This window comes from Rhizobium rosettiformans (assembly GCF_016806065.1).
Classification (GTDB): Bacteria; Pseudomonadota; Alphaproteobacteria; order Rhizobiales; family Rhizobiaceae; genus Allorhizobium.
Window position 1 is genome coordinate 786,176 of sequence record NZ_CP032405.1, and the last position, 12,485, is coordinate 798,660.

Sequence of the window (12,485 nt, forward strand, 5' to 3'; positions counted from 1 at the left end):
ATTTTGAAATGCCAAGGCCGCCCGAACCCGGCCATAAGGGGCAATAGACACGGAAACGTGTTTGTCCTATCTGACATAACATAAGCCGCAACGCATAGCTCAAGGCAGCCGGATATATGTCCCACGACGAGCAACAAAACGTGATACCCGGCTTTCTCAGGAATGGCGGCCAGATGGCCGAACTTATCCTGAAACATGACTGGGCAGACGGTCTCGGCCCTATCAAAGAGTGGCCAGCCGCGCTGCGCTCGGCGCTGTCCATCTGTCTCAACTCCAGCTTTCCGACCGCCATCTACTGGGGACCGGAAATGCGGCTGCTCTACAACGATAGCTGGGCACCCATTCCGGCAGACCGCCATCCCTGGGCTTTGGGCCGACCGGCTGCCGAAGTATGGTCGGACATCTGGGAGGTTGTCGGACCGCAATTCCACCAGGTGATGACCACCGGGGAAGGCGTGACGACCTATGACCAGTTGCTGATGATGGAGCGCAACGGCGTTCCGACGGAAGGCTACTGGAACTACAGCCTGTCCAGCATCCGCGACGAACACGGCAACATCGTAGGCGTCTTCAACCAGGGCAACGAAACCACGGCTGCCGTCCTCGCCAGGCGCCAGACGCAGGAAGAGATCGCCAGGCTGGGGCGGCTTTTTGCGCAGGCACCCGCCGCGATCGCCATTCTGGAGGGCCCGTCGCATACATTCAAGCTGGTCAACCCGGCCTATGAAGACCTCGTTCAGAGAAGCAACTTGCTGGGACGATCGGTTGAAGAGGCCCTGCCGGAAGTCAAGGATCAGGGCTTTATCCACCTGCTCGATACCGTCTACGCTACTAACGAACCCTATCAGGGCAAGGCGGTGCCGGTGGAATTCGTGCGCCCCGATGGAAAACTCCAGGGGCGATACGTGGACTTCGTCTTCCAGCCGATCACCGACACGGCGGGCCAGCCAGGGGGCATCTTCATCCAAGCGTCTGATGTCACCGAGGCGACAACGGCCATGGCCGCTCTCCGGGAAAGTGAACAGCGTTTCGAAGCCATCGTGAACTCAATCGACCAGATGATCTGGTCGACCCGACCAGACGGATACCACGACTACTTCAACCAGCGTTGGTACGAATACACAGGCGTCAGCGAGGGCTTCACCGACGGCTCGGACTGGGAAAATGTCTTTCACCCCGATGATCGGGCTGAGACCTGGGCAAAGTGGCAGCACAGCCTGGAGACCGGCGAACCGTATCACGTGGAGTACCGTCTTCTGCATCGAAGCGGCGTTTATCGCTGGGTCATCGGACGCGCCCAATGCGTGCGGGACGAGAACGGCGAGATTACCCGCTGGTACGGGACCTGCACGGATATTCACGATCTCAAGGTGGCCGAAGAAGCTCGTCAGCTTCTGCTGCGGGAACTCAACCACCGCGTCAAGAACCTCTTCGCCATCACTGCAGGCATGATCAACATGACCGCACGCTCATCGCCGTCGGTCGGCGAGATGGCTCAATCTCTGCACGGTCGCCTGCAGGCCTTGGCGAAGGCACACCACCTGATCCAGCCGGCAATTGTTGCCGGATCGTCAATTGCCGAAACCGTTGCATTCCATACACTTCTGGAAGAGATTCTGTCCCCCCACCTGGCGGATCGCGACAGACAAGTCACCCTGAAAGGCCCGGAAATAAGCCTCGGCCCGCATGCATCGACGAGCTTTGCCCTGATCTTTCACGAGTTGGCGACCAATGCGGCAAAGTACGGCCCCTTCCGCGACGCGGATGGAAGGCTCGATGTCCGCTGGCGGATGGACAAAGATGCTTTGCATCTGGAATGGCAAGAAGACGTCAACCGCCCCGAAATCAAGGCTCCAAGCCAGGAAGGCTTCGGCAGCAAGCTTGCACGAACCAGCGCAATTCATCACCTCGGCGGAAGCATCGATTTTGAGTGGCTGCCGGGCGGCGTCACCATCGCTCTCACTGCAGCCGGTGATCGGCTCGCCAAGTGAGTAGGGCTTGAAGCAATCCAGGTTCTCGTGGCGCAAAATGCAAAGAGCGCCCCGATGGAGCGCTCGCATGATCTGGCGAGGGAGTTGCCAAGATCGCTGACCAAGGGCGCTGCAGCAGCGCCCAACCTGTCATCGGATCAATAGCGCGGGAAATCCGCCGGATTGATACCGAGCGTCTTCAGGTGGTGATCCTTCGGACGACGATGCCCTTCGACAGCAGCCGCTGCGGAGCTTGCTGCACCGAAAACGGCGATGGCACGACCGAGGAAACCCTGCTGGATGGACTTGCGGAGGCTAGACATTTCTTTGCTCGCTTTCTTCGTTTGCAAGCAGAAGATGATACTCCGAAGGCCAGATTACAATGGACGGAAAGTCACGACAGCCATGCAGCCGATGCAGGCCGAGTTAATCGGATCCTACATCGGCACATGACAATTTGGGCATCAGTCTTCGCTGGCGGCAACCTGTGCCAGGACCTGCCCCCTACCCCGCGCCCGAAGGATCATCGGGACAACCAGCGCAATGGCGGCGAGCGCCAGCAGGATTGCTGCGATCGGAGACGTGACCAGCACCGTCGGATCGCCCTGGCTGATCGACAAGGCGCGGCGCAGCTGCTGCTCGGCCATCGGGCCGAGGATCAGACCGACGATGACGGGCGCGATCGGATAGCCGAAGACACGCATGACATAGCCGAGCACACCGAAGGTCAAAAGCAGACCGAGTTCGAACACCGACGGATTGGCGCCGATCGTGCCAAGTGTCGCAAACACCAGAATGCCGGCATAGAGCCAGGGCTTGGGAACCGTCAGGAGGCGGACCCAGAGACCGATCAGCGGCAGGTTCAGGACCAGCAGCATGAAGTTGGCGATCAGCAGCGAGGCAATCAGACCCCAGACGAGCTGCGGATTGGTCGCAAACAGCAGCGGGCCGGGCTGCAGGCCGAACTGCTGGAAACCCGCAAGCATGATCGCAGCAGTCGCCGTCGTCGGCAGGCCGAGCGTCAACAGCGGAACCAGCGTTCCGGCAGCAGAGGCATTGTTGGCAGCTTCTGGCCCGGCGACGCCCTCGATCGCACCTTTGCCGAACTCTTCCGGATGCTTCGAGAACTGCTTTTCCGCCGAATAGGACAGAAAGCTCGACACGTCCGCACCACCGGCAGGCATGGCGCCGATCGGGAAACCGATCGCCGTACCGCGAAGCCAGGGCTTCCAGGAGCGGCTCCAATCGGACTTGTTCATCCAGAGCGAGCCACGCACGGCTTCGACCTTTTCCGGAGCCCGGGCTCCCTGGGCAGCCACGTAGAGCGTCTCGCCGATGGCGAACATCGCAACCGCAAGCGTGGTGACTTCGAGCCCATCGAGCAGATCCGGCACGCCGAAACTCAGTCGTGTCTGGCCGGTCAGCTGATCGATGCCGACGATCGAGAAGGCGAGGCCGACAAAGAGGGCGGTCAGACCACGCAGCGTCGAGTCCCCGAAGGCTGCGGAGACGGTGACGAAAGCGAGCATCATCAGCGCGAAATACTCACGCGGACCAAAGGACAGGGCGAACTTCACGACATAGGGCGCAATGAAGGCAAGCGCGATGGTTGCCAGAAGGCCCGCAACGAAGGAGCCGATTGCGGCCGTGGCAAGGGCCGGCCCGCCGCGCCCGGCGCGGGCCATCTTGTTGCCTTCGAGCGCGGTCACGATCGATGCGCTCTCGCCTGGCGTGTTGAGCAGGATCGACGTCGTCGAGCCGCCATACATGCCGCCGTAATAGATGCCGGCAAACATGATCAGCGAACCGGCAGGATCGAGCTGGTAGGTCACCGGCAACAGGAGTGCGACGGTAAGCGCAGGACCGATGCCCGGCAGGACGCCGACGAGCGTGCCCAGCGTAACGCCGATCAGCGCGTAGAACAGGTTGATCGGCTGAGCGGCGATCGCCAGCCCTTGGAGAAGGAAATCAAACGTATTCACGGGGTTCCCCTCAGAAGAACAGCCGTTCGAGTGGACCCGCCGGCAATGACAGTTGCAGGAAACGCGCGAAGAGGATCCACACGACGAACGAGAGAGCTATGCCGGCCGGCAGCGAGATCCAGAACTGCCTTTTGCCGAAGCCGGCCGCGGTCAGAGCGAACAGGACACCTGTCGCAAGCGAGAAACCCAGCGTTTTCAGGAGCAGCATCTGCGCTGCGAGCCCGGCCACGATGAAAAGCACAGGCGGTAGCTCCTGATGCTCGCGCTCCGGAAAATCGCGGCGCATCGCAGCGAACACCGTCCAGATGCCAAGGCCGATCAAACCGATGGCAATGCCCTTCGGCACCGTCGCAGGACCGATACCGGAGTAGCTGTTACCGCCTTGCAGACGGGCGACATCGTAGAAGATCAGGCCCGCCACGGCGACCAGCACCGCGGCGATGACCAGCGCCGCCCAATCTGGGCGACGCGTACGATGTCCGGAAGAACGATCTTCCGTGCTCATTTCACCAGACCGATGTCTTTGAGAATGGTCTCGGTGGCAGCGATGTCCTTGGCGAGCTGCTCTTCAAAGGCAGCGCCGGCAAGGTAGGTGTCCTGCCAGTTCTTGGTCTTCAAGGTTTCCTGCCAGCCAGCCGACTTCGCGAGCTTTTCGATATCAGCCGCGACGGCGGCCTTCTGTTCGTCGGTCAAGCCAGGAGCGGCCGCGACCATACGCCAGTTCTGCAGCACGACATCGAGACCGCTTTCCTTGAGCGTCGGAGCATCGGCACCTTCGATACGCTCGGCACTGGAAACAGCGAGCAGACGAAGCGTACCGGCCTCTACCTGCGCCTGGAATTCGCCATAGCTGGAGATGCCGACAGTCACCTGACTGCCGAGGATGGCAGCAAGCGCTTCACCGCCGCCAGAATAGGCGATGTAGTTGATCTTGGTCGGGTCGACGCCGGCAGCCTTGGCGATCAGGCCAGCACCGATGTGGTCGGTACCACCAGCCGAGCCGCCAGCCCAGGACACGGAACCTGGATCAGCCTTCAGCTTCTCAACGAGCTGGCCGATGTTCTCGATTTCCGAATTGGCGGGAACGACGATCGCTTCATACTCGCCCGTCAGGCGGGCGATCGGCGTAACATCCGCCAGCGTCACCGGCGACTGGTTGGTCAGGATCGCACCGACCATGACATAGCCACCGACGATCAGGGCGTTCGGATTGCCCTTCTGCTGACTGGCGAATTGGGCAAGACCAATGGTGCCGCCGGCGCCCGGTACGTTCACAACCTGAACATTGCCGGAAATGCCTTCAGCCTGCATCACCTGCTGCAGCGAACGGGCCGTCTGGTCCCAGCCGCCGCCAGGCGCAGCCGGAGCGATGATCGTGTAGTCGGCAGCCGCAGCCGGAAGGGCGAGAGCGCCTGCAAGGAACGAAGCCAGGAAAAAGTGTTTCAAGATAGTCCTCCACCATCAATGCGGTCATTGCCGCTTGCGAATGATCTGTGGGGAGAGCGCGGTTGCGCAGCATGCGGACGACGCCGCTTCAGGCCGTGACCTGCTCCTCCCAGTCCCATCTGGTCCCGCCTCCACGGGAAGATGTGAAAATAGACCTAGCAGCGAAACCTGTCACGCACCTGTCATCGCGCTGGACCTTGACTGACGGCATCGAAGTGGTTGTCGGCGGAGAAATGCGTGAGGACTGACTTACACTCAGGATACGCGGGCCTGATCGTTGAGATCTCGAACGAGCCTTTGATGACCACGCAATTCGGTCAGCACTTCACCGAACCGTACCAGGCCGCGCCCGGCCAGCATGTCCTTCAGCTTGATGAAAACGTCAGCAGTCGCAATCGCATCGCCGAGCGCAGTGTGGCGATCTTTCTCGTCGATATGCACACCGAGCCTGTCGGCGAGCGCATCGAGCGTATGTGTTTCGGCGCGGCCGAAGGCGGCGGCTGACACCAGCACCGTATCCAGGATCGGGTTCATGAAGCGCAGCCCGACTTCCTTCTCCCGTCGCGTGAGAAACTCCATGTCGAACGGCGCATTGTGTGCCACGAGCACAGCCCCTTCCGCAAAGCGGTGAAACTGCCGCACGGCCTCCTGAACGCTTACGGCATCTGCGACCATCGCGTCCGTCACGCCATGGATTGCGGATGAGGACGGAGGTATCGGCCGCCCCGGATTGACGAGCAAGTCGAACACCTCGTTCTTGACGCGCTTTCCATTGACGATGCGGACAGCCGCGATCTGGACGATTTCATCGCCCTGTTCCGGCAGCAAGCCCGTCGTTTCCGTATCGAACACCACATAGGTCAGGCTATCGAGACGCGCGTCGGAGAGCTTCTCGTAGTGCAGGCGCGACAGCAGATCGAAATCGTAGACGACATGCCGCGACATGTCCGCTCCGACCGGTCGCAGCCGCTCGATTGGCCGCAGCCGGGTCGAGATCGACGGTGCATCATCATCCGCCCCGACGACCAGAACGATGCCGTGGGTCTTGAGGATCGTCTCGCAAGTCACACCGCCGTCAAAGACCGGCTCGTCCAGCCAGTGATCCACGCTTTCGGGCGACACGGCGCCGCCCTTCCAGAACAAGGTCAGGTCGGCAGCGCCCTGGGCTTCGCTGATTGTGAGATGAAAATGCGCAGCAGCAGTCGCCGTGCTGACCCGGGACACGAGGTGTCCGAGGAGACTGACGATATCGAAGGCATTGCAGCGGACAGCGATTTCGGCGACCTCGGCGTCGAGCGTGAGTTTCTGGCCCTCGAGGTCGCGACGGAGTTGGCCAGCAAGCTCACGCACATCCGTCGGCGCCATCGGCCAACCAGCGGACCGACAGCTTTCAAAGCGGGCTTCGAGATCCGCGAGCGTCGCATCCAGCGCCTGAAGCTGCGTTGAAACAGGGGCATCGGCTCCCGTGCCGGGGCCATGCGAGACAAGCGCATGGCGCAGATCCGAGACGATGGGCCGGACCTGCAGGAACACGTCACCGAGAAGAGCGTCACGCCGGGCATAGGCCGCAACTTCGGTCGTCACATCGCGAAGGGTCATGACATAGGCCGCCTGATCGCCGCCGTTGTCACTGGCGAGCCTCATGCGTCCGGCGAGCCTGCGCCGACCGCAGGGGCTGAGACAGATGAACTCGACCACCGCATCTGGATCCGAGCTCTCCAGAAGCCGGTGATGCGCGTCGCGGATCGGCCCTTCACTCAGATAGTCGAAGATGTTGCGATCGAGGCAAACAGGGCGCTGCGAGCCCGCAAGCATCTGTTGCGCCACTCCGTTGTAGAAGACGAGATGATGTCGGCCCGTACAGAGAAGAACGGCAGGCGGCACGTCGGCGAGCAGCTGTTCGAGCTTGTTCTTGTCGGACGACAGACGCGTGGTTTCGCGCTGCACCTGTTCCGCGAGCGCGCCCCGCGTCTGCGCAAGGGTCGCTGCGGTTGCGGAGGCTGCATCGGCAAGATCACCGAGATAGCGCGCTTCCTCTGCCTGAAAGTCGTTGCCCACATCGGCATGCGCCCGGGCACGCATGGCCGATGCCACCTTGTCGATGGGACGGGCGAGATGCGTGTCGAAGAGAAACCAGACCCAGGTGATTAGAGCGAGGATCAGAAAGCCGGCGGCGATAGCGCTCTGCATGAACGCATTCAGCATGTCCGGGCTGCCCTCGCGGTGGTAGCCGAACCACAAACCGACAGCCAAAGCCGCGACCGCACCAGCCGCCAGCGCCACGAAGAAAAGCAGGATACGTCCGCGCAGGCTGATCCTGGTCATATTCCCCTCACCCTGCCGAACACGCGATTTTCAATGCGGCATCATCAGGCGCGACCTTGCTCCACTCGGCACCCTGAAGGCTGCCGTCATCGGCAATATTGATATCCGGGGTAACCAGATCCGCCCGCTGGGCATTCTGGCAGTCATAGACCACCTTGACAGGCGTCACCGGTTGCCAGCGAGCGACGAGCAGGACGTCGACCATGACGAGGCCAGGCTGGTTTGGGTGCCGCTTCGCCCCCTTCAAATCGAGCGCGATGAACCGGGTCGTGACAGGCTCGATATAGGACCAGGGGCGCCAGAACGCCGTCTGCTCGTTTTTCCAGGACACCGCGAGACCGGGCAAGGCGATGTTCATACGATCGAACCAGCTGTACTCGCTCCAGATCGAATAGCTCAACATGCCGAGGCCAGCCATGGCCGGGACGATCCACTTCGGCAGCAAACCCCGGCTTATCCAGCGCAGCAGCATCGCCACACCGGCCAGAGCAACACCGGTCACCACCGCGGCGATCAACTCAAACAGCATTCTTCATTCCTTCAGACGGGCGCCCGTCCGCCATTGGCGAGCGCCGATTGCATGGTTCTGACGACAACGAAGGCATCGCGAAGATGCGAGCGCTCGAAATCACCGAAATCGTAGGGTGCCAGAAAGTTATCCGGCTTGCGACCGTCGCGGACCTGCCGAACCTGGTTGCGCAGGCGCATGTCCGCAATGAGATCGTAGGCCGCGACGAGATCCCGGGCTCCGGCACCGGAAATGATACCCGCTTCTTCCGCCGCAAGCAGCCGCGCCCGCGTGTTCACTGGAGCAAGTTTGCCGATCAGGGAATAAACGCGTCCGAGATCGACAACAGGCACCACACCGTTGTGCTTCATATCGATCTGGTTGCGATGTTCGCCGCTGCGGATCGTGGCAAACCCCCGGAGAAGTCCAAGCGGCGGAGCGTGCTTCAACGAATTGCTGATCATGTGCGCGGTAAAGATCGAATTGCGGCCCGCCTCCTCGAGCGTTTCTGCCTGCAACTCCTGGAAGAGCGAGGACGCACCGCAGATCGGCCTCAGATCGAACATCACGCTGGCCAGCATCTGCGCTGTCGGATCGGGCTTGTAGATCCAGTCACGGAAATAGCTCCGCCAGACCGAGACCGGCTGACACCAGCGCGGATTGGTCGCCATCATGTCGCCCGGGCAGTAGAAATATCCGCAGATGTCGAGACCACGGCTGACTTTGGCAGCCAACTGCTGGAACCAGGGCATTTCCTCGGGCTCGACGCCGTCTTCGATGAAGATGCAATTATCCTGGTCGCTGACGCCACTCTGCTCCTGCCGCCCCTGACTTCCGCAGGCGAGCCAAACATAGGGAACGGGCGGCGGTCCAAGCTCCCGCTCCGCCAGCATGATGAGCCGGCGAGTGACGCTATCGGCGATATCGGTAATCAGCCGCGTGACCACCTCATGGGCATTGTTGCTGCCGACGAGCTGGACCAGCAGTTGCGGGATGCGCGTGGTAATCGCACGCATCGCCTCCGGCGTTTCTGCCGTTGCGATGTCCCGGATCAGTTGCGCCGAGCTGATCGCATGAAAGCGGATGAGATCGGTCTGCGTGATCATTCCCACCAGCCGATCGCCCTCGACCACGGGCAGATGGCCGACACGCCGCTCGAGCATCAAATGCAGGATGTCGGAGCCCAGAGCCTCTCCGGGCAATCCGACCGGGTCGGCAGTCATGACGGCAGAAACCGGGGTCGCGTCAGGGTCGAGCCCCTCGGCGAGCACGCGCCCCGCAAGGTCCCGGGTGGTGAGGATACCAAGAAAGCGCCCGCCATCCACGACGCCGAGGCTCGAGACATGCCGCTCCCGCATGAGCGTGGCAGCCGAGCGCACCGTATCGGTCGGCGCGCAGACGATAGGGGGTCGCGACATCAACTCGCTGACCTTCTGGATCGCCATGTCGCCGCGCCGGCTATCGGCAAATCGGCCGCGCGTGAAGAAGCGGGCGAATACCGCCTGTTCCTGCATCAGGCGGCGGAATTCGTCCTTCGGCAGCATCAGCAGCGTGCAGTCGCTACGAGCCGTTGCCGTCGTCGCCGCGAAGCCATCGGCCAGAAGACCGCGTTCACCGAAGGAGTTGCGAGGCGCAAGCTCGGAGACCACTGTATTGGTGGCATCCATGATTTCCACGGCCCCGTCCATGATGAGGAAGATGCCGGGCAGCTGAGAGCCGCGGTGATAGATTTCGGCACCAGCCGAAAAGGAAAACTCCTGGAAGCGGGTCGAGACCCGTTCGATCTCGTCTCTCGGGAGACTGTCGTAAGGGTGGACCGTCTCGAGAAATGCCAGCACGTCGGATTGTGCCTGGATCATCGGATTTGCCCTCATGTGGCACGAAGGTGCCCTGGCTGTTTGAGGGACAGGAGGGGCGATCTGCTCGCCCCTCCCGGTTGATCGGTATCAGTGACCGGTCGCCTGACCCGCACCGCGCGGAACGCGGATGGATTCGACGAGATCCTGTACATGCTTCGGCGGAGCCTGGGTCATCATCGACACGATATAGGCCGTGGCGAAGTTGAGCAGCGCACCGATCGGACCAAAGGCCGTTGGCGGAATGCCGAAGAGATAGTTGGCCGGAACGTTCTCCATCATGTTGGTGCCTGCGATGAAGAACCAACCGAGATAGGTGAACAGGTACAAGCAGGTGACCACGAGGCCGACGATCATGCCGAGGGTGGCACCGACCGAGTTGATGCGCTTCGAGAAGATGCCCATCATCAGAGCCGGGAAGATCGTCGCAGCCGCGAGACCGAAGGCGAGTGCGACGGTCTGGGCGGCAAAGCCCGGCGGGTTGAGGCCCAGGAGCGTTGCGACCAGGATTGCGCCTGCCATCGAGATACGCGCCGCCAGAAGCTCACCCTTTTCGGAGATGTCCGGCTTCAGGAAGTCTTTGATCAGGTCGTGGCTGATCGCAGACGAGATGGCCAAAAGCAGACCGGCAGCGGTCGACAGAGCGGCTGCGAGACCACCGGCGGCGATGAGGGCGATAACCCAGCCCGGCAACTGTGCGATTTCCGGGTTGGCGAGAACGAGGATGTCGTTGTTGATCGTCAGCTCGTTGCCAGCCCAGCCACGCTGGGTGGCGGTTTCGGTGAAGCCAGCAGCAGCATCGTTGTAGTACTGGATGCGGCCATCGCCATTCTTGTCCTCGAACTTCAGCAGGCCCGTGACTTCCCAGGTGCGCATCCAGTCCGGACGCTCATCGTAAAGGACGGCTTCCTGCTGCGTACCACCAGGGAATATAGTGCTGATGATGTTCAAGCGCGCCATTGCGCCGACAGCCGGAGCCGTCAGATAGAGAAGCGCGATGAAGACGAGCGCCCAACCGGCAGACCAACGCGCATCCGACACCTTCGGAACGGTGAAGAAGCGGATGATGACGTGCGGCAGACCGGCGGTACCGATCATCAGCGACAGCGTGAACAGGGTCATGTTCAGCATGGAGCCTTGAGCGGTATAGGCGTTGAAGCCGAGGTCTGTGACGACCTGGTCAAGCTTCTGCAGCAGCGGCAGTGCAGATTCCGTGTGCGTGCCGAAGAGGCCGAACCACGGGATCGGGTTGCCGGTCAGTTGCAGCGAGATGAAGATCGCCGGGATGGTGTAGGCGATGATCAGAACGATGTACTGCGCGACCTGCGTATAGGTGATGCCCTTCATGCCGCCGAGAACGGCGTAGCAGAACACGACCGCAGACGCGATCCACAGGCCGGTCGAGACGTTGACTTCCAGGAAGCGCGAGAAGGCGACGCCGGCACCGGTCATCTGTCCGATAACGTAGGTGACCGAGATGATGATCAGGCAGACGACAGCCGTCAGGCGCGCGCCCTGGCTGTAGAAGCGGTCACCGATGAACTGCGGAACGGTATATTTGCCGAACTTGCGCAGGTAGGGAGCAAGCAGAAGCGCGAGCAGCACGTAGCCGCCGGTCCAGCCCATCAAAAAGGTCGAGTTGCCGTAGCCGACGGTGGCGATCAGGCCGGCCATGGAGATGAAGGAGGCAGCCGACATCCAGTCAGCCGCAGTTGCCATGCCGTTCATGACCGGGTTGACGCCGCGGTTGGCGGCGTAGAACTCGGCCGTGGTCCCGGCGCGAGCCCAGACGGCGATGCCGATGTAGAGCGCGAAGGACGCGCCTACGATCAGCAGATTAAGTGTATACTGATCCATTGTGGGTCCGCCTTACTGCTCGTCGACGCCGAATTCGCGGTCGATCTTGTTCATGTACGCCGAATAGCCGAAAATGAGCGCGATGAAGACGACGATCGAGCCTTGCTGGGCGAACCAGAAGCCAATATCGGATCCACCGACGGCGATGCCGGAGAGAGCCGGACGAAGCAGGATACCGAACCCATAGGATACGATGGCCCATATCGCCAGGCAGATGTAGATGATGCGAACGTTTGCTGACCAGTAAGCGTTAGACGAAGATTTATCCGTCACGAGTACTCCTCCCTTTCCTCGATGAGACGTCCCCCGGGACGCCCCTTGCCTCCACGTCGATTCCGCCAATCCTTGTCCCAAGGCGGAATAGACAATTGTCTAGGAGTAACGAATCCCCCGGAGATCGTACATTCTCCGTTAGTCGCAGGAGTCACTGTATTGCCGGAGAGTTTGCTGCATTGCAGCAAGAATTGAGGCAGAAACACATCAATAGATCGGCGATCCAGAGCCTTTGCGTCATCGGTCAGGACAAGGCTCGCCAGCCTCG

General features: G+C 61.3%; 10 protein-coding genes. 1 reads left to right on the forward strand and 9 read right to left on the reverse strand.

The features are described 5' to 3' along the window. The first annotated feature begins 173 nt into the window (after nucleotides 1-173). Nucleotides 174-1,991 carry a sensor histidine kinase gene (locus D4A92_RS03790; protein WP_203018204.1) on the forward strand — a complete coding sequence of 606 codons (1,818 nt, stop codon included), beginning with the start codon at nucleotides 174-176 and terminating at the stop codon, nucleotides 1,989-1,991. A 137-nt stretch (nucleotides 1,992-2,128) separates the two neighbouring features. Here D4A92_RS03790 and D4A92_RS03795 read toward each other — a convergent pair whose 3' ends face one another. The 9 genes from D4A92_RS03795 to D4A92_RS03835 form a co-directional block, all read right to left on the reverse strand. Then, on the reverse strand, nucleotides 2,129-2,293 hold the full coding sequence (locus D4A92_RS03795; protein WP_006728203.1) for a hypothetical protein: 165 nt from the start codon (nucleotides 2,291-2,293) through the stop codon (nucleotides 2,129-2,131). Nucleotides 2,294-2,434: 141 nt separating this feature from the next. After that, on the reverse strand, nucleotides 2,435-3,952 hold the full coding sequence (locus D4A92_RS03800; RefSeq protein WP_203018205.1) for a tripartite tricarboxylate transporter permease: 1,518 nt from the start codon (nucleotides 3,950-3,952) through the stop codon (nucleotides 2,435-2,437). Between the two features lie 10 nt (nucleotides 3,953-3,962). After that, entirely contained in the window at nucleotides 3,963-4,457 is a 495-nt protein-coding gene (locus D4A92_RS03805) for a tripartite tricarboxylate transporter TctB family protein (protein ID WP_203018206.1), read from the reverse strand. After that, nucleotides 4,454-5,398, reverse strand: coding sequence for a Bug family tripartite tricarboxylate transporter substrate binding protein (locus tag D4A92_RS03810; RefSeq protein WP_203018207.1), 945 nt, complete (start codon nucleotides 5,396-5,398; stop codon nucleotides 4,454-4,456). The genes D4A92_RS03805 and D4A92_RS03810 overlap by 4 nt, the downstream gene beginning before the upstream one ends. Nucleotides 5,399-5,653: 255 nt before the next feature. Continuing rightward, nucleotides 5,654-7,723, reverse strand: coding sequence for a 3'-5' exonuclease (locus D4A92_RS03815; RefSeq protein ID WP_203018208.1), 2,070 nt, complete (start codon nucleotides 7,721-7,723; stop codon nucleotides 5,654-5,656). A gap of 7 nt (nucleotides 7,724-7,730) precedes the next feature. Then, nucleotides 7,731-8,252, reverse strand: coding sequence for a hypothetical protein (locus D4A92_RS03820; RefSeq protein WP_203018210.1), 522 nt, complete (start codon nucleotides 8,250-8,252; stop codon nucleotides 7,731-7,733). An 11-nt stretch (nucleotides 8,253-8,263) separates the two neighbouring features. Continuing rightward, nucleotides 8,264-10,090, reverse strand: coding sequence for a DUF294 nucleotidyltransferase-like domain-containing protein (locus tag D4A92_RS03825; protein WP_203018212.1), 1,827 nt, complete (start codon nucleotides 10,088-10,090; stop codon nucleotides 8,264-8,266). A gap of 87 nt (nucleotides 10,091-10,177) precedes the next feature. Then, a complete protein-coding gene (locus D4A92_RS03830) occupies nucleotides 10,178-11,944 on the reverse strand; it encodes a sodium:solute symporter family protein (RefSeq protein ID WP_203018214.1) in 1,767 nt (588 codons plus the stop codon). A gap of 12 nt (nucleotides 11,945-11,956) precedes the next feature. Further along, nucleotides 11,957-12,217: a DUF4212 domain-containing protein gene (locus D4A92_RS03835; protein WP_203018216.1), complete on the reverse strand. Its 261-nt coding sequence runs from the start codon at nucleotides 12,215-12,217 to the stop codon at nucleotides 11,957-11,959. Between the last annotated feature and the right edge of the window lie 268 nt (nucleotides 12,218-12,485).